The sequence below is a fragment of the Streptomyces marianii genome (assembly GCF_005795905.1).
Classification (GTDB): Bacteria; Actinomycetota; Actinomycetes; order Streptomycetales; family Streptomycetaceae; genus Streptomyces; species Streptomyces marianii.
This window is the reverse complement of sequence record NZ_VAWE01000001.1, coordinates 2983529-3002932: the sequence shown is the minus strand read 5'-3', so window position 1 is coordinate 3002932 and position 19404 is coordinate 2983529. Positions and strand designations below refer to the sequence as shown.

10 protein-coding genes and 2 pseudogenes are annotated in these 19404 nt (G+C 67.1%); 11 read left to right on the top strand and 1 reads right to left on the bottom strand.

Annotation, left to right across the window (positions count from 1 at the left end; translation table 11 throughout):
- Positions 1-69: 69 nt before the first annotated feature.
- Together FEF34_RS13370 and FEF34_RS13365 are read left to right on the top strand one after the other, a co-directional pair.
- Positions 70-1152, top strand: a complete 1083-nt coding sequence (locus tag FEF34_RS13370; protein ID WP_138057459.1) for an AAA family ATPase — start codon at positions 70-72, stop codon at positions 1150-1152.
- A gap of 88 nt (positions 1153-1240) precedes the next feature.
- Complete coding sequence (locus tag FEF34_RS13365) at positions 1241-3088, top strand: hypothetical protein (protein WP_234042381.1); 1848 nt, start codon at positions 1241-1243, stop codon at positions 3086-3088.
- Here the strand turns inward: FEF34_RS13365 and FEF34_RS13360 are convergent.
- A pseudogene (locus FEF34_RS13360) lies at positions 3022-4022 on the bottom strand (IS5 family transposase). The gene FEF34_RS13365 and the pseudogene FEF34_RS13360 sit on opposite strands and share 67 nt — an antisense overlap.
- Positions 4023-4247: 225 nt before the next feature.
- On the opposite strand from FEF34_RS13360, the gene FEF34_RS13355 reads away from it, so the two are divergent.
- The 9 genes and pseudogenes from FEF34_RS13355 (at position 4248) to FEF34_RS13310 (ending at position 19172) form a co-directional block, all read left to right on the top strand.
- A complete protein-coding gene (locus FEF34_RS13355; protein WP_138053391.1) occupies positions 4248-4721 on the top strand; it encodes a hypothetical protein in 474 nt (157 codons plus the stop codon).
- Between the two features lie 41 nt (positions 4722-4762).
- Entirely contained in the window at positions 4763-5188 is a 426-nt protein-coding gene (locus FEF34_RS13350; RefSeq protein ID WP_138053390.1) for a hypothetical protein, read from the top strand.
- Positions 5189-5871: 683 nt separating this feature from the next.
- The gene (locus tag FEF34_RS13345) at positions 5872-9456 is read left to right on the top strand and encodes a LamG domain-containing protein (protein WP_234042380.1); all 3585 of its coding nucleotides are present in this window, start codon (positions 5872-5874) and stop codon (positions 9454-9456) included.
- A gap of 102 nt (positions 9457-9558) precedes the next feature.
- Positions 9559-16050, top strand: a complete 6492-nt coding sequence (locus tag FEF34_RS13340) for an RHS repeat-associated core domain-containing protein (protein WP_234042379.1) — start codon at positions 9559-9561, stop codon at positions 16048-16050.
- Positions 16051-16074: 24 nt separating this feature from the next.
- The gene (locus FEF34_RS13335) at positions 16075-16458 is read left to right on the top strand and encodes a hypothetical protein (RefSeq protein ID WP_138053388.1); all 384 of its coding nucleotides are present in this window, start codon (positions 16075-16077) and stop codon (positions 16456-16458) included.
- Positions 16459-17152: 694 nt separating this feature from the next.
- Positions 17153-17409: pseudogene (locus FEF34_RS13325) on the top strand (transposase family protein); the annotation flags it as partial.
- Positions 17410-17459: 50 nt separating this feature from the next.
- Positions 17460-17810 (top strand): transposase, encoded by a 351-nt coding sequence (locus tag FEF34_RS13320; protein WP_138053386.1) that lies wholly within the window; start codon positions 17460-17462, stop codon positions 17808-17810.
- Positions 17807-18736: an IS3 family transposase gene (locus FEF34_RS13315; protein WP_199800665.1), complete on the top strand. Its 930-nt coding sequence runs from the start codon at positions 17807-17809 to the stop codon at positions 18734-18736. The genes FEF34_RS13320 and FEF34_RS13315 overlap by 4 nt, the downstream gene beginning before the upstream one ends.
- Positions 18737-18890: 154 nt before the next feature.
- Positions 18891-19172: a hypothetical protein gene (locus FEF34_RS13310; protein WP_138053384.1), complete on the top strand. Its 282-nt coding sequence runs from the start codon at positions 18891-18893 to the stop codon at positions 19170-19172.
- Positions 19173-19404 lie beyond the last annotated feature (232 nt).

Below are 19404 nucleotides of genomic sequence, written 5' to 3'. Positions count from 1 at the left end.
CCGCCACTGCGGACCCCCGCACCTTCGCCCGGGCCGGGAAAGGCCCGCCCGGGCGAGTTGCGCGCGAGGATCGCGCAGGTCCTGGCCGCGAATGCGGCGGCGAGCTTCAGCGTCACGGAACTGGCAAGGATGCTGAGGCACTCGGGCGGGGCGGTCGGCAACGCCTGCGAGACGCTGGTGTGCAGGAGCGAGGCAGAGCGGGTCGGCACGAATCCGCGCACGTACCGGGCAACCTCCGCAACGGCGACCGCAGCCCAGCGCGCAACGGCGCCCCTCCCCGGACCGAGGCAGGCACCCCCGGTGCCGCGCCCGACCACACCTCCGGCGTCTGCGGCACCCCCGCCGCCAAGAGGTAAGCCCTCGCCGATCACCCGGCCCAACGGGCAGCAGTACCACCCCAGGGCGCTGGCGAACCTCCCCGATGTGGAGGCACTGCGCAAGCTGCGGGAGGCACAAGTGGCGGTGTTGTTGTATGGGCCGCCGGGAACCGGAAAGACCTCGCTGATCGAGGCTGCCTTCCCGGACCTGATCACGGTCGCCGGGGACGGGGACACGACGGTCGGCGATCTGATCGGCGAGTACACCCAGGACGCCAGCGGTGGCTACGAGTTCATCTACGGCCCCCTTGTCACCGCCATGCAGGAAGGCCGCGCCCTCCTCCTGGACGACGCAACCCTGATCTCACCGAAGGTGCTGGCCGCCCTGTATCCGGCCATGGACGGACGAAGGCAGATCCAGGTCAAGGCCCACAAGGGCGAGACCGTCACCGCAGCCGACGGGTTCTACGTGATCGCCGGACACAACCCCGGCGTGCACGGGGCGGTACTGACCGAGGCCCTCGCCTCCCGGTTCAGCGTGCAGATCCAGGTCGGCTCCGACTACGACCTCGCCGCCGCCTTGAAGATCAACCGCACGGCGGTGCGGATCGCCCGCCACCTCGCCACCAGCCAGCAGGCCGGAGACGTCGGATGGGCGCCGCAACTGCGCGAACTGATCGCCTTCCAGAAGATCGCCGACGTACTCGGCACCGAAGCGGCCTTCGCCAACCTGGTCGGCATCGCCCCGCTGGAGGACCGCGACACGGTCGCGGAGATCGTCACCAAGGCCATCGGCCGCCCGGTCACCGCCCTCGCCCTGGGCCGCCAGCTCTGAGCGCCACCGGCGGGCGGCCACGCCGCCCGCCCCCACCCGGCCCCAGGCCACCACCCCCGCTCATGCCCCCTGAAGGGATCGATCCGCCATGCCCACGCACACCCAAGCCCACGTCCAGCACACCCCGCCCGCCCTGACCGAGACCGAACAGGCCCTGGCCTGCTGGGAGGACGACGGCGGCCCCGCCTACGAGCCCCGCCCCGGCCCGCAGGCCGAACAGTGGCTGCGGATCGCCGCCGCCCTGGGTGAGCGGCTCCCGGAACTCGCCGAACGCGAAGACGTGATCGTCACCTGCGAGCACGGCACCCGCTCCGGCGCCCCGGCCGCCTTCTACCCCGTGACCGCCCAACTGGAGATCGACGCAGGCCTCTTCTCCCCGCTGAACCCGGCCACCATCGACCCGATACGGGTCGGCGACGAGGAGAACTACCCAGTCGCCTGGGGCGCGTTCACCCACGAAGCCGCGCACGCCGCACACAGCGCCTGGACCATGCCGTCACCGCTCCGCGGCACGGCCCTGGACGCGGCCGCCCAGCTGCTGGAGGAGTCCCGAGCCGAGCACGCCCATCTCGGCCGCCGCCCCGGCGACCGCCGATTCTTGCGGGCCGCCGTGCAAACCCTGGTGATGGCCGATTTCACCGACCAGACCCCCACCGACCGGTGGCAGGCAGCGGCTGCGGCCGGGCTCATCCTGGCCCGCCGGGACGCCGGAATCCTCGACCCGGACGAGACCGCACCTCTGGAGCAGATGGTCAGCGGCATCCTCGGCCACGACCTGCTGGCTATCCTCGCGGGGATCTGGACGGCCGCCCACGCCACAGCCGATCAGGACGAGCAGGCGATGCTGGGGCACGCCACAGCCTGGTGCCAGGCACTCGGAGCCGAGCCCACAGGCCCGGAACCCGCCCCCGACCCCACCGCCCAGAGGGGCGAACTGGCCGACATCATCGGCAAGGTGGTCGGTGCCGTGGCGGTCAACGAGGCCGCGCAGGCGACGGCCCAGGTCCGCATCGAGGCGGCCCGTACGGCCAGGACACGGGCGAAAGCCGCACAGGCCGCCCACGCCCGGCAGGCAGCGCAGACCGCCGAGCGGGTCTTCGCACCCGGGGCACGACCTTTCATCCCCGAGAGCCAGCGCGAACGCGCCACGGGCCGCCGGGCCGCTTCCCCGGTGACCGGAACACGGGCGCCCACCCCGGCCGAGAAGTCGGCCGCCGGGCAACTCGCACGGGCACTCAGGGCAGCGGCCTACCGGGAACGCACGGTCACCGTCACGGCCTCCGCCGCCCCGCCCGGACGGCTGAACATGCGCGGCGCCCTGGCCCGGGACGCGCAGAAAGCGGCGGGCGCCATCCCCACCGCCCAGCCCTGGGTCCGTACCCAGCGCCGCCAAGGCCCCACCCCACCGCTGCGGGGCGGCATCGCGGTGGACGTCTCCGGCTCGATGCGCGCCGCCGCCGCGCCGATCGCCTCGGCCGCCTGGATCGTCGCCAAGGCCGCAGCCCTCACCGACCCCGACTCACGCAGCGCCACCATCGCCTACCGCCGGTCCCTGACCGCGATCACCATGCCCGGACGCACCCCCACACGGGTGACCGAGTTCGACGCCGACGGCGGCGGCCACAGCCTCGCCGAGGCCATCGACGCCCTGACCGCCGGCCTCGACCTCAGCATGCCCGGGGCGGGCCGCCTGCTGGTGATCGCCTCCGACGGCTACTACCGGCCCGAGGAGGCCGCCGCTGCCGGCGAGCGCATGACGGCCCTTTGCGCGGCGGGCTGCGCGGTGCTGTGGCTCGCCTTCGACCCCGACCCACGCCCCCTGCCCGGCACCACCCTCCTGGAACTAGGGAGCGTATGTGGTTGTGATCATCAGGTGGTCCGGGTGAGCTCTCTGAGCCAGATCATCGAGGCGCGGAGGTGGAGGCCGGCGAGGTAGCTGTCGGGGGTCTTGTCGTACCGCGTGGCGATGCCTCGCCAGGCCTTCAGCTTGTTGATCAGCCGCTCGACGGTGTTCCGCTCCTTGTAAAGGTCGGCATCGTGGCTGACGGGCCGGCCGCCTCTGGAGCCCTTCTTCTTCCGGTTGGCGGCCTGGTCCTTCTTCTCCGGGATGACCGCCTTGATACGGCGTTTGCGCAGGTGGGCGCGGTTGCCGCGGGACGAGTACGCCTTGTCCCCGGCGACTGCGCCGGGCCGGGTGCGCGGACGGCCGACGGGCATGCGCACCCGCACCTTCCCCAATACGGGGATGAACTGCGGGCTGTCGGCGGCCTGGCCCGCGGTCAGTATGAACGCCAGCGGGCGGCACTTCCGGTCGCCGACGACATGGATCTTGCTGGTCTGCCCTCCCCTGGAACGCCCGAGCAGGGCGGCCTTCAGCCGGAGTTTTCGTCGGCGCCGGATGCGCCGCCGCTCTTCCCGCACGGGATCGCCTTCGGCCTCCTGTCCGGTTTGTTCGTCGCAGTCGCCCCTTTTGACCTGGCCTTCTCGGTCTCGGCGGCAGCCTTCTCCAAAGCGGTGAGGACGTCTTCGTCCATGTGCATCCCGGCAGCGTCGTGGTGGGCCCGGGCGGTGGTGGAATCGATGCTGACCAGGGACAGGTCCACCTCGCCGCGCTTCGCGGCTTCCGTGACCAGGCCCTCCATGATGGCTTCGAAGACGCCGGAGTCACGCCACTGCCGGAAGCGGTTGTGGACGGTCGACCAGGCGCCGAACTCCGTCGGCATCTCCCGCCACTGCCCGCCTGTCTTGAACCTCCAGATCACGCCCTCGAACTGCTGCCGCAGCCGCTCGGGGTACGGGCCGTACTCGCCGATCGGCAGGTACGGCTCGATCAACTCCCACTCCACATCCGTCAGTTGCGCTCGCGTCACCCAAAGAGGTCTACCGGTCCAAACCCTGCCGCGCAGGCAGATCTCGCAGATTGATCACGACGCAATACGCCCCCTAGCGGACCCAGCCCAGGCCGCCACCGCGATCGGCAATGCCGCCGCCGCTGCCCTCGCTGCCGTTCAGCCCTGACCTTCGGTGCCGCCCCGGCCCCACCCGGGGCGGCACCCCCGAACATCCACGTCCACCGACGAAGGAAACCGCATCCCATGACGTCGCTCGCCGAACGCGCCCACGCCGCCGCCGCGTTCATCCGCCACAACAACGTCATCAGCCTGCACGGCCCCTACCGGGGCGAAGAACACGCCCGCACCACCGTCCGCCTGGCCGCCGCCCTCGGCCTCGACCTGGACCAGATCACCACCACCCCGGACTGGCTCCGCCGCCGTACCACGCCCGGCGAGCCCGTCATGGCCACCGCCATCTGCCCCGACACCGGCGAGAACTACACCTTCCTCGCCCGCTCCCCGATCCACGACGACGAACCGTTCGAACTCCTCGGGCCCTGCCCCGAATGCCGCGGAACGGTGCCGCTCGCCGAGATCCGACACCTCGCAGACCTCGGCACCCACCTGGCCCGACCGCCGCTGACGGCCGAGGAGATCCGCATCGACACGCTGCCAGACACCTTCACCCGGGACGAAGGCCACACCTGCACCTGCACCTACGGCGAAGCCCTCTGAAACCCGCGCACACCCAACCTGCAGGAAGGACACCAGCTGCCATGACCGACCGCATCCCCCGCCCCCGCAAGGCTGCTCCGCAGAGCAACACCCCCAACCCCCAAGCGGGTGCCGGCAAGCCGACCGTGACTCCACCCGGCGTCACAGCGCTGATCGCCGCGCTCGGCGACGACGGCGTACGCCGCCTCGGCCGCCAGCGCCGCACCCCCGGCGCAGCCGGAGCCCTCGCCGACCTGGTGTGGAGCACCGCGTGCGAGGCCGACTACCTCCACGCCCATCTCTACCGCCATGCCGACCACCTGCGGGACTGGCTGGACGCCCTCACCACACACCCGCCAGCCAAGGGCATCCTGCCGCCACTCGGCCACGTAGCGGATCAGTACGCCGCGCGCCTGGTCCAGCAGATGAGCCAGCTCACACTGGTCCTCAAGATCTACCAGGCAACCCTCGGCACACCAGGGTCGTAACTGGGCGCAGTTGACCATACGGGGCCCGGCTTGCCCGGGCCCCGCCCCAGCAATCGTGCGCGCTGTGGGCTGGGACACGCGTCGGCCGGCCCTTCCCGGAAGGACCGCCCTCCATCCCCGTCATTGGCAAGCCGCAGCACCACCCGCTCAAGTACGAGACCGCCATGAAGCGCACCGCAGCCTGGCGGCCACGAAAACCGACTGTCACCTATCCGTGCAGCAGTCCCGTCCGCCTACGGCGCGCATGGCGGACCGTGGGCCGTAGGGGGAGACGACGTGACCGACAGGGGGTGGCAGCTGGCTGTCGTCGTCGGCAACGTGGTGCCCGTGTCGTCCGCCACCCACTCGACGAGGGGCCGGTGGCCGCTGTCGATGAGATGCGCCCTGCTGGCGGTGGCGCGCGGCGCCTCTGACTGTGATCAGACTGATGCGCGGATGAGCGGAGACCCCTTGGTCCGAGGGTGGGCAGGTAGGTGCTCTACACGAGACTTCAGTATGAGGTGGATCACGATCGTGTTTGCGTTCATGCTAGGTGAACTGCCCGGTATGTGACGATGCCTTGGTCTGGACCCTAACCCAACTGGTGAGTAGGGTCACTCACTTCGTTGATCTTCATGAGATTCTTAGATTGTGAGTGCTGCGTAGTGATAAGACGTGGGCGCCGTTGGGGAGCGGCGCGAGGGGTGGCGTCAACCGCCGTAGCATTGCTGGCTCTTGTCGGGGTGGCGAGCGAATCGTTGTCCGGCAGTGCGCTGGCGGTGGGTGTGGACGAGGGTGCTGAGGCTGCTGAGTCAAGTTCGAGTGTGCCGGCGGATGAGGCTGCGCGCGGTAAGGCATTCTGGGAGGACGACTCTCTGCCTGCCAAGTCTGAGGAGCAGAAAGCTTCGGAGAAGGCGGTGGCCGAGGGCCACCGTGTCGTGGTGGGCAGCCTCACGACCGAGTCGAACCAGGTCTTCGCCAATCCCGACGGGACATTCACCGTCGAGTCGTCAGCAGGTCCGGAGCGAGTGCGCAAGGACGGCTCTTGGGTGCCTGTCGACACGTCGCTCGTTGAGCGTGAAGACGGGCTGCTTGCGCCGAAGGCGGCGCAGGATGTGGTGCTGTCAGGCGGCGGTTCGACGGCGCCGCTGGCGAAGATCACACGCAACGGTAAGTCCTACGAGCTGGGTACTCCCTGGGCTCTGCCGGAGCCGAAAATCTCAGGTTCCATCGCGATCTACGAATCTGTGCGTCCCGACGTTGACCTGGTGGTCCAGATTCGTCCGGATGGATTCACACAGAACCTGGTGGTCCACAACCGTGAGGCCGCGTCTGATCCGGCGCTGAACTCGATTCAGTTCCCCGTCAAGACCACCGGTCTGTCGGTGAAGACGGCGGACAACGGAACCGTTTCGCTCGTCGACGGCGGTGGCCATGCGGTGTTCTCCAGCAGCGCCGCGCTGATGTGGGACACCGCGGACACGGCCCCAGCACCGTCAGGGCCGACCGGGGCAAGGTCTGCGTCGTTCATTGCTGCTGCCGAAGCCGAGGCTGTCGCGGACAGCCCAGTGCTGCCTGAGCCAGGCTCGAAGACCGCCATTGCAGACGTCGATGTGACCAGCGATGCCCTGTCGATAACGCCTGACCGGGCCTTCCTGGATGCCGCTGATACGTCGTATCCGGTGGTCATCGACCCGCCGGCAGTGAACTCGACACTGACCGGCTGGACGACGATCTGGTCAAACCTGTCGGGAACGTCGTTCTGGAAGACTTCGCACGCTCTCGGGGTCGGCTACGACGCGTACGTCGACAACAAGCAGGCCAAGTCACTGTTCCAGTTCGACACCCGAAGTGTCGCGGGCAAGAAGATCCTCGGTGCGACGTTCACGGCGTATGAGATCTGGTCGGCGAACTGCAGCAAGAGGGACGTCAACCTCTACCGCACCAACCCCATCTCCAGCTCCACCACGTGGAGCAAGCCGCCAAGCGGCTGGTCGTACGTCACGAAGGTGTCGGCGGCCAAGGGGTATTCGTCGAGCTGCCCCGATGGGGATGTGGAGTTCAATGCGACAGCCGCCGTCGCCTACACGGCGAAGGCGAAGTCGACCACCACGACGCTCGGTCTGACGGCGAGTAGCACGGATCCGATCGCGTGGAAGCAGTTCATGTCACCGGCTGACGACCGTGCGACGAAGGACCGCAAGCCGCGGCTTTCCATCACGTATGTGTCGCCTTTGACCGCGGCACCTTCGGCGGTGAAACTGTCGGAGCCGAACGTGGCCTGTTCCGCTTCGACGAGCCCGGCGCTCATCCGGGACAACACGCCCCGGGTTACGGCCACTCCGACCTCGGCGGACGGCTCCAATGCGAGTCTGCGTCCCAACTTCGAGCTGTACGCGGGGTCGAGCACGACACCGACCAGCCTGAGTCCGGACGCATGGACGGTCAGCGGTCAGCCGGGTTCGGATCCGACCCCGACGCTCGTGAGCGGGACCACGTACAAGTTCCGCGCCAAGAGTCAGTACCGATACACCTATAACGGCACGACGAGCTACCTGTACGGACCGTGGTCCGGCTACTGCTACTTCAAAGTCGACACCACCGCTCCGCCCAAGCCCACCGTGACATCCGTGGAGTACCCGCAGTGCGCGGGCATCACGTGTGACGCCTCGCCGGAGACCGGCAGTGTCGGGCAGACCGGCACGTTCAAGATCACCGCAGGCGCCAGCGATGTACGGCGCTACGACATCTGGCTGAACGGTGTGCTGCTGCAGAGCAAGACGTTCACGGCCAACACCCCCACATACGAGATCAAGGTCACCCCGACCAAGCGCCTCTCCAACGTCCTGCGGGTTCAGACGTTCGACCTGGCGGGCAACGTCAGCGAGGGCGCGGACTACCTGTTCAAGGTAGCCAAGGCCTCGAACCCTGTTGCCCAGTGGAAGCTGGACGCCACCGGGCTCAACGCCGCCGGCTCGAACCACGCTCTCACTCTGGGTGGCGGTGCGGCGTGGACGACTCCGGCCCGGTTGGACGGCGGTCTGCGGTTCAACGGAACCGATGCCTATGCGGCCACATCGGGTCCTGTGGTGGACACCACAGGCAGCTTCGCTGTGTCCGCGTGGACCAGGCTGGGCAGCCGAACCCAGATCAGCACCGTGGCCAGCCAGAGCGGCGCCCAGGTCGGGGCGTTCCAGCTGTATTACTCCAGCTCCTACGACCGGTGGGTGTTCAACCGCTACAGCTCCGACGGCGCCAGCCTCGTTCGGGCGATCTCCACGCGTCCCGGAGTCGTCGGGGCGTGGACGCACCTCCTGGCCGTGTACGACAGGAATGACCAGCAGATCCGCCTGTACGTCAACGGCCGTCTCGAGGCCACCACCGCGTACACCACACCATGGGCGGCAACGGGCGCATTCGAGATCGGCCGGATGAAGAGCCCCAGCAGCGGGAACATGGGCAGCTACTTCAAGGGCGACCTGGACCACGTCCAGACGTGGAACCGTGTGGTGTTCCCCGACGAACTCTGGGCGCAGACCAACATGGAGAACCCGGATACGGGGCACCCGCAGGCTGCGTTGCTGGCTCACTGGACCATGGACAACACCTCCGGCACCACGGCCGCCGACGAATCCGGCCGCGGCCACACCCTGCAGTCGCTCTCCGGCGCGGCCTTCACCGCGGCGGAGGACCCGGCCCACGGCAACGTGCTCGATCTGCCAAGTACCCAGCGCGGATACGCCACCGCCCCGGTCCCCCTCGACGACTCCGGCAGCTTCACCGTGGCCGGCTGGGTCAACCTTGACCCCACTGTCCTGGAGAACACCGCGGGTGCCCACTCACCCACGGTCTTCGCCCATCCCGGTGCGCAGCGCAACGCCTTCCGCCTCTGGTACCGCCAAGAGGTGGGCGAAGCGGTCGGCGACTGGAACTTCGGTGCCTACGAGACGGACGTTCTGCAAGGTCCGGCCGCGACGATCACCTCCGAGCAGGTCAACCCGCCCGGCAACTGGATCCATGTGGTCGGCGTATACGACTCCGCCAACCAATCGGCCAAGCTCTACCTCGCCGGCCAGCGAGAGGGGGCCGAAGAAGGCGTCTTCGTCGACAGCATCTTCCAGTCCGACCAGCCACTGATGATGGCCCAGGCACGCCGTCACGACACCGGCGACTGGGGCAACCGCCTGTACGGGCAGCTCGACGACATGCGCGTCTACGCAGGCGTGCTATCCGAGGCGGAGATCACCCAGCTCGCGACCGTGGACGAACCGCCGATCGACATCGGCTGATCCGCCCGCCGAGACATCTCACACACCAATCACATCTCACGCGGTGGTGTGCCGGACCCTCCGGCCCGGCACACCACCCGGTCAAGGATGCGGAGAATCCCTTTGTCCAGCACCAGACCAGTGCTGCCCTCTTGGTCATGGAACAGGGCGAGCCGCCGCCGCACAGCGGCCGTCGCCCTTCCGGTGACCACGGCCATCCTCACCACACTACTCGGGGCGGCACCCGCACAGAGCTTCGAGCGGGACTCCAGCACCCTGGAAAAGGCCGAATTCGGCAGGGCGGAACGGTTCAAGGCCAAGCTGAAGCAGCTCTCCGATCCGACGAGGCAGGCGGCGGAGAAGACCCGGGAAGAGGCCGCCCGCAAGGTCCAGTGGCCCACGCCCGGTGCCGCGAGCGCTGCTGTCCCGGCAAAGCCGAATGCCGAGGCCAGGGCTGGCGGTCTGCCTGTCAGCCTGGGACAGCCGCTGCCCGCCAAGGCGGGCAAGAACCCAGCGTCACGAGCAGCCGTGGCGAATCGCGTACCGAAGTCGGCACCTGCCAAGGCCGAAGTCCGGGTTCTCGACCGTGCCAGGACCGCCGAACTCGGATTTGAGGGCGTTGTCCTCACCGTGCGCCGCGTGGACGGCGAGACCGACCCGTCCGCGCTGTCTGTCGCGCTGGACTACAGCGGTTTCGCCCACGCCTACAGCGGCAACTGGGCCTCCCGGCTGCGCCTGGTCCAGCTTCCGGCATGTGCCCTCACCACCCCGGAGAAGGCAGCCTGCCGCACCACCACGCCCATCCCGTCCTCGAACGACACGGCGGACCAAACCGTCACCGCCCAGGTGACCACGCCGAAGCCGACCTCTCAGATGCGCAGCGCGGGCGCGTTCACGGTGCTCGCGGCTTCGGCCGGCTCCTCCTCGGACCAGGGCACGTACGAGGCCACCCCGCTGGCGCCGTCGGCGACCTGGAGCGGTGGCGGCTCCAATGGCGACTTCACGTGGTCTTACCCGATGGACGTCGTGCCCGCCCCCGCCGGGCCTACGCCCTCGGTGGCGATCGGCTACTCGGCGCAGAGCGTCGACGGCCGCACCTCGTCCACGAGCGCCCAGCCGTCCTGGGTCGGTGAGGGCTTTGACCTGCCGACCTCCTACATCGAGCGCGCCTACGGCTCGTGCGACGACGACGGCCAGGACGGCAAGCACGACCGTTGCTGGAAGGAGGACAACGCCTCCATCGTCCTGAACGGCAAGTCGAGCACTCTGGTCCTGCTCGACAAGGCCAAGAACACCTGGCGTCTCCAGGGTGACGACGGCGAGCGTGTCGTCCGGAGTACCGGCGCGGTCAACGGGGACGACGACGGTGAGCACTGGACCGTCACCACTACCGATGGCACCCAGTACGTCTTCGGTAGAAACCGGCTGCCCGGCTGGGCCACCGGCAAGGCCGAGACGAATTCGGTGTGGACGGTACCGGTCTTCGGCGATGATTCCGGCGAGCCCGGCTACGACGCCGGAAGCAGCTTCTCGGCCCGAGCGAAGACGCAGGCTTGGCGTTGGAATCTCGACTACGTCGTCGATCCACACGGCAACGTCATGACGTACTGGTATGACAAGGAGCTGAACTACTACGCCAAGAACGGCACCACAGGCAACGGTGTCGAGTACGTCCGCGGCGGTCACCTCAAGCGCGTCGACTACGGCCAGCGCTCCGACATGATCTTCTCCACCACCCAGCCTGCGGCAGCCCGGGTGAAGTTCACCGTCGCCGAGCGCTGTGTTCCGGTCAGCGGCGGGGAGACCTGCACCACGCTGGGCGAGACGAACCGCAACGCCTGGCCGGACGTGCCGTACGACCAGATCTGCAAGAAGGACACCGTCTGCACCGACCAGTCGGCCCCGTCGTTCTTCTCCCGTAAGCGCCTCACCGGCGTGACCACTCAGGTGTACAAGGGCTCCGGCACCGGCGCGGACACGGACTACCGGGATGTCAACCACTGGACACTGGACCAGTCCTTCCCGGACCCCGGTGACGGTTCGAACGCGGGCCTCTGGCTGAAGTCGATTCAGCACACCGGTAGGTCCGGTACCCCGATCAGCCTGCCCGCCGTGACGTTCTCCGGCGTCCAGATGCACAACCGCGTCGACAAGATCGGTGACGATGTCGCACCGTTCATCAAGTGGCGGGTCCGCACCGTCACCTCGGAGACCGGGTCCGTCCTCACGATCAACTACTCCGACCCTGAATGCGTCGCCGACACCAACATCCCGGCCGCGCTCGACAAGAACACAAAGCGCTGCTACCCCGTCAAGTGGATCCCGCCCTCCAACCCCACTCCCGGCACCAACCCGCAACCCCGCACGGACTGGTTCCACAAGTACGTCGTCACCCAGGTCACCGAGTCGGACCCGACCGGCGGCGCACCGCTGAAGCAGACCGACTACACCTACAGCGGCGGTGGCGCCTGGGCGTACGACGACCAGTCGCCCATCACCCCGGCCAAGTACCGTACGTGGGGCATCTGGCGCGGCTACGAGAACGTCACCACCACCACCGGTGAGGCGGCGGGCGTTCGCTCCAAGTCGACCTCCCTGTTCTATCGGGGCATGCACGGCGACAAGCAACTTGACGGCACCACCCGCACGGAGACGCTTACCGACTCCAAGGGCACGGCCGTCAACGACGAGGAGCAGTACGCCGGCCAGGTACGCGAGCAGATCACGTACAACGGCACCGCCGGCGCCGAGATCTCCGGCACGATCATCACGCCGTGGTCGAGGAACACCGCCACGGCCACCCACTCCCATGGCACCGTGCGCGCCTACATGACGCGTACGGCCAAGGAGGTCAAGCGCACCCCTGTCACCGGCGGCGGGGAGATCACCTCGACCGCTACGACCACCTATGACACGGACAGCGGTCAGCCGCTGACCGTGGAGACCGAAGGTGGCGGGGAGAAGGACTGCACCCGCACCGAGTACGCCAAGAACACCGCAGCCTGGCTGCTCACGGCGGTGAAGCGCGTCGAGAAGGTCTCGGTCGGCTGCGGTGTGACGCCTAACCGCACCGGTGACCCCAAGACAACCCACGTCATCTCCGACGTCCGCACGTCGTACGACGGCCAGGCCTGGGGCGTGGCCCCCAGCAAGGGCAACGTCACCGCCCAGCAGCGCGTCACGGGCTACGACAGTGGCATCGCCCAGTTGCAGACCGTTGCGACGGCGCAGTACGACGCCCTCGGCCGCCTCGTCGACCAGTGGGACACCGACGGGACGCGCACCAACCACATTGAGTACACGCCGGCTGCCGGTGGCCCGCTGACCGGGAAGAAGGAGGTCAATGCCCTCGGTCACACGGTGACGACGCAGATAGCGCCCGACTGGGGTTCGAACACGGTCAGCATCGACCCCAACGGCAAGCGCACCGAGAGTGCCTACGACGCACTCGGCCGTCTGACCGACGTCTGGCTGCCGGACCGCAGCCGTGCCGGCCAGCAGACGCCGAACCGAAAGCTCGAGTACAGGATCCAGAAGGGCGCCGCGTCCTGGGTGGCCACCAAGTCGCTCAACAACGACGGCACCACATACCAGACCTCGTACGCCATCTACGACGCACTGCTCAGGCCACGTCAGACCCAGGCACCTGCGGCGGTCGGCGGTGGCCGCGTCGTCGCGGAGACCAGGTACGACACCCGCGGCCTCGAGGTCGAGTCCTCTGTGGACTACATCGACACCACCGCTCCTTCCGGTCAACTCGCCACACTGCTGACCGCCTCTCCCGCCGGGACCCGCAAGATCTACGACGGTGCCGGCCGTCCCACGGTGGAGATCACCCTGGCCCAGGAGAAGGAGCACTCCCGCACCACCACGACGTACGAGGGCAACGCGACGACGGTCGAACCCCCGGCCGGTGCGAGCGCCGTGCGCGAGGAGGTCGACAGCCGGGGCCGACTGGCAGAGAAGAGGGAGTACGACGGCCGCAAGGCCACGGGTGCCTACACCCGCCTCACCTACTCCTACGGCCGCGCCGACCAGTTGACCAAGGTGCAGGACACCGACGGCAACGTCTGGGGATACGACTACGACTTCCTGGGCCGCCAGACGAGTGCCACCGACCCTGACGCCGGGGCCTCCAGGAAGGAGTACAACCACCTCGACCAGATCAGCGTCACCGAAGACGCCAGAGGCAGCATCCTCAGCCACACCTACGACGTGCTCGGACGCCCGACCGGCCGACTCTCAGGTCGAATCCCGGTCGTCAACGGCGTACCGACGATCGACGACTCCAAGTACCTGGCGCGCTGGTCCTACGACACCATCGCACTCGGTCAGCCCACCTCCGCCATCCGGTACGAGGGCGGCAAGAGCGGCAAGGTCTACGCGACCACCAACGCCGCGTACGACCCGCTTTACCGCGTGCTGAAGGAGCAGTACACCATCAGCACCAGTGAGGGTGCGGTGGCCGGTACGGGCACGTACACCATCACCAACGCCTACAATCTGGACGGTACTCCACAGAAGCGAACTATTCCGGCTATGGGTGGGCTCGCCCAGGAGGTGCTCACCTACGGGTACAACTCCCAGCGTCTGCCCACCACGCTGCAGGGACTGACCGGCATCGTCCGGAGTACGGACTACCTGCCAGCCGGTGAGCGTATCCGCCTCACGCTGGGTGTCTCCTCCACCGCCAAGTGGACGGAGATCAACAGCTCGTACGAGGACGGCACCAGGCGGCTGGCGCGGCAGACGGTCGTGTCGGAGACCAACAGCGGCACGGACGCGGACACGTACTACCGCTATGACACCGCTGGTAACCCGGTCGAGATCGACGACCGCTCCACCGTTGCCGGGGACAAACAGTGCTTCACCTACGACGGCCACCGGCGCCTGAAGAGCGCGTGGAGTGCGAAGACGGACTGCGCCACCACGCCGAGCGCGGCTGGCGTAGGAGGCATCGCGCCGTATTGGAAGTCGTACACGTACGACAGCGCCGGCAACCGCGAGACGGTTATCGACCACCTCGCCACGGGTAGCGCGGCGACCACGACGTACAGGTACGACCAAACCTCTGACGGCAAGCTCCGTCCCCACCTGCTGGCTTCGACCACCACCAGCCCGGCGGACTCGGCGCGGCCGAACACGAGCTACACCTACGACGCGTCCGGCAACACCAGGACACGCACCATCGGGGGCAAGACCCAGCAGCTCGACTGGGGCCCGGAGAACAACCTCGCCAAGGTGACGGAAGCCGACAAGTCCGAGACGTCGTTCCTTAACGACGCCAGCGGCAACCGGCTCATCCGGCGTGACGCCACAGGCACCACGCTGTACCTCGGAGAGACCGAACTCCGGCACGACAAGGCGACAGGCAAGGTCGAAGCGACCCGGTACTACGCCCACAGCGGCCAGGTCGTCGCGCTGCGCACCCCACAGTCACTGATCTGGATGAGCGCCGACCACAACGGCACGGCGACCGTACAGATCGACGCGGCGACCCAGGCGGTCAGCCGCCGACACATGCAGCCGTTCGGCGAGACACGCGGTACTCAGCCCGCGCAGTGGACCGGCGACAAAGGCTTCGTGGGCGGAACGCAGGACCCCACAGGCCTCACCCACCTCGGCGCACGCGAGTACGACCCGACGACCGGTCGCTTCATCAGCGCCGACCCGATCGCGGACCTGAAAGATCCGCAACAGATCAACGGCTACGCCTACAGCAACAACAACCCGGTCACCTTCGCCGACCCGGACGGCAAGTTCTTCTTCGGTCTCGCCAGCCTGGTCGTCGCAGTCGTCCGCTACGTAGCGGCCGTCGTCCACACCTACCACCGGCAGCAGTCCAGCACCCGAGCTTCCAGGACTTCATCACGCTCCGGAATCCAGGCCCGCGGTACCGGAAGCGTCAGCAGCAGCGGTAGTGGGTCGAACTGCAGCTCCCCATACCCCGCCTACAAGCCTGGCTGCAACACCGAACCGGCAAACCCCGAGTCACTTGGGCAGACAGCCAAGGACACCGCCGGAGGGTTCGGGGACTTTCTCACCGGAACCTTGGATGCGATCGAATACGCAACCGAGCCATGGTGCTGGTTCGGCGCAGACTGCGGCGTTCAAGAGAAATACCGCGAGGAGGTCAAGGACGCCGGCGTAGAAGTAGGATCAGAGCAGTACAAGGACACTGCGAACGCCGCAGAGACGGCATCCTGGTTCGCGGGTGCATTCGGCCTTCTGAAGAACATCATCAAGAAGGCCATCAAGGGTGGCTCCAAACCGGACGCGCCGAAGGCGGCGGTGCCTGTTCCGGGTCCGGCCCTTTATGGAGCTGAGGGCAAGCAACTAGGGAAGAAATGGGGAAAGCATGCGACTGACTACGGCAAACACCCCGGAGATGCTGCAGGTCGTCAGTGGTATGGAGAACGCATAACTGAAGTGCGTGCGGCCCCTGACGAGGTGAAGCAAGGAGCATACCGGGTCGGCCAGGGCGGGGCTGACGACTACTGGTTCTACAAGCAGGGCAACGATATTCTGATCACCAAGGGCGATGGGGAGTTCGTCTCCATGTTCCCGGTGGACGGCACCAAAAAGTGGTATGAAGATGCCACGAAGAAGTACTGACCTCACGGGTCGAAAGGTGGAAGTGTGACGATGGGCGTCAGTGATGTCCTCGCCGAAAAGCAGGTGACCCGCGTAGCTGAGGTTGTCTTCGAAGGTATGGAAGTCGTAGGTCTACAGGTTGCGACCGCCTCCGGAGAGCGCTTCATCGTCACAGACTGGACTGACTGGACCCTCCGGATCGACAGTCGCGCTGACGATGCGCTGCCCGACTACTTCTGGCCGCCTGAAGAGCACTCTTTGCGAGTCGTATTCGAGAGCAAGGACGGTGCGAGCGTCACTGCCGTTCAGGAGCGATTGGATGAGATGGGAGATCTCATCGCTCTTGAAGTGACCATCGAAGGCTTCGGGGTCTGTTCTTCCCGCGCAGACTCCGAGGGATTCTCGTGGCATCGAGTAACTGACGTTTAGGAGCCGTGCACAACTTCGGCATGGTCAGTTGAGACAGAGCCTGGCCTCGTTGTGACAGGTCGAGATCTCTGATGAGGCGCAACGTCTGTTCAGCTCCGGACATGCCACAGCCCTCCTGCCCTTAAGGGCAGGAGGGCTGTGGCATGTCCGGAAGCGCTTGAGCAGGCAGCATGGGCTGTCCGCCTTGACGCTCTGGGTGCGCGCACGCAGGGCGATGAGCCAAGGAAGTGGCTCTGACCTGGTGTTTTCCGAGGACTGCGCAAGTCGACATGTTCCCGATGGCGCATCACGTGGAGTGCGTGGCGATTCTGGAACCGGTGAAGGAGCCTGACCTGCGGTTTTGTGATGGTCCTCGGCGGCGTAGGTCACAATCTCGCCGCCGAGTCTGGTCGACTTCGAGTGGTATTTGCAACGGCTCCTCGGGGCGCTTACTGAAGTGGGTTTTGCTTGCCATGTCATTACCGACATGCCCTGACTCGCTCGGTGACTGACCGTTATGGCAGTTCGAGTCGCTGCCGCCGAAGGCTGAACATCGTGCGCGCCAACCGGGGCGCGAGCGGCTGGATGACCGTCAAACCTCGATCTTGCATGAGAGTTCCACGGCGAGTGTGTCAATTTAACGGCCCTGTCTCACTTTCGGTGGTGACGGAGCGTCGTTGACCCTCGTGTGAAGGATGTCAACGAGCTCGTGCAGATGGTGTTCTCGGGTCTGTTCCCGCTGGTCATCGAGGATGTGGTCGACGAAGGCGAGGGGATCATGGTGCGGGCACGGACTCCGCGGGACACTGCGGTCTGCCCGGTGTGCGGGGCCTCGTCGGAACGCGTGCACGGCTATCACTGGCTGACGGTGGCCGACGTGCCGGTCGATGAGGACGCGTGGTGGTCCGTGTGCGGGTGCGGCGCCTGGTGTGTCCCACGCGCGGCTGCCGCCACACCTTCCGTGAGCAGGTGACCATCCCCTCGTAGCGTGGAGCCCGTGATTGCAGGGGAAGTTGGGGTTCATGGGGTCCAAGAAGAAGCCGCCGTACGACGCTGAGTTCCGTGAGGGTGCGGTGCGCATCGTGGTTGAGACCGGGAGGCCGGTCGGCGAGGTCGCCGAGGAGCTCGGCATCAACCCGGGCACGCTGCACAGCTGGGTGTCGCGGTGGCGGCGCAACGGGACGACGTCCTCGGACCGGCCCGTACAACCGGCAGCCGCCAGTGGCGGTGGGGGTGGCGGTCGGGTGCGGGAGGCCGAGCGGGCCGAGCTGGAGCGGCTGCGCCGGGAGATCGGGGAGAAGAGCAAGCGGATCCGGGAGCTGGAGATGGAGCGTGATGTCTTCAAGCGATGCATGGCCCTCTGGGTGAAGTGACCGAGAACGCTCCGGAGGCGGTGGTCGCCTTCATCGGTAGCCAGAGGGTCGGGCATGGCGTCCCGCACCGGGTGTCCTGCCGGGTGGTCGGGGTGAGCGAGGCTTGGTTCTACAAGTGGCGCCGGCGCCCCGACGAGCCGACGGAACGCGTGGTCAGGAGGGCGAGGCTGGAGGAGCGGATCATCCACTTCTTCACGGAGTCCGGCGGCACCTACGGCTCGCCGAGGATCACTTTGGATCTGTGGGCGGAGGGCTGGCAGGTGTCGGTGAACACGGTCGCGGAGATCATGGCCGGGCTCGGTCTGCAGGGCCGCAAGCCGCCCAGGCGGCGGTCGCTGACCCGGCAGGGCAAGCGGAAGGCTGCCCCTGACCTGGTGAATCGCCGTTTCGACGCGGTGGCCCCGGACGTTCTCTGGTACGGCGATATGACGGAGATCGAGACCGGCGAAGGCAAGATCTATCTAGCCACGGTCATCGACGCGTTCTCGCGCCGTTGCCTCGGCTACGCCATGGGCGAGCACCATGACGCGGCCTTGGTCGGGGCGTCGTTGAAGATGGCCACCGCGACGCGCGGTGGCCGAAGGGACGGGACGATCTTCCACAGCGACAGGGGAAGTGAGTACACGTCAGAGGCGTACAACACCCTGTGTGACCTCCTGGGCGTGGTGCAGTCCATGGGGCGGGTGGGGTCGGCGCTGGACAACGCCGCCGCGGAGTCGTTCAACTCGCTGATCAAGGTCGAGTACATCCACCGGCACCGGTTCGCCACCCGCACCGAGGCCCGCCTGAAGATCGCCACCTGGATCACCGGGTTCTACAACCCGCGACGCAGGCACAGCGCGGCCGGCGGCCTGCCGCCGGAGGAGTTCGAACGGAGCATCACCGAAGCACGCAAGAAGAGCGACCAGAGGTGCCAGGCCGCATAGGAGAGGTCTCTACGAAACCAGGGGATTGACAGCGGCGCCAACCCCAAGGGCTGCAAGAGTGACGGCAAGGTAGTCTTCCTCGACTTCCAGTCCGGAAAGGCCAAGCCCGCCGCACCCAGATACCGCAACTACTACCTCAGGAGGACCAACTGACATGCTCGACAGGGAACAGGCCGAGCGCAGGGCTGCAGAGTTCCTCGATTACCAAAGCAAATCCTGGGGCCCATCCTCCGCTGTCCGGCTCATCCCCGAGTACTGCTTTATCGACGGAGGACGCTTCATCGCTCCATACGACCACGTCGACTACCTCGACCACGGACAAGAGGACATGCAACTCGGCGGGAACCTGCCGATCGCGGTCGACCTCACAGACGGATCCTGCCGTTTCATCGACTGGGAGGAGGCGGAGGATTTTATGGAACGCGAACTGCTCTGAGCAAAATTCATCCAGCGCGGTCGCTCGTCAGCAACCCAGCGGCAGGACATTTCGGGAAGGCGCGAAGCGCGCATCAGTTCACGTGGCGCCTGAGGTCGGCCGGGGATAAGAGTCTGAGTGCCCGCGGAGGAAGGTGGCCTGTGGTGTCTAATAGACATCACGGGCCAAGTATGGACGAGATGGCCAAGTATTACAGCGTCTGGGATGGTTCCGAGGATGGGTGGTCTTCCTT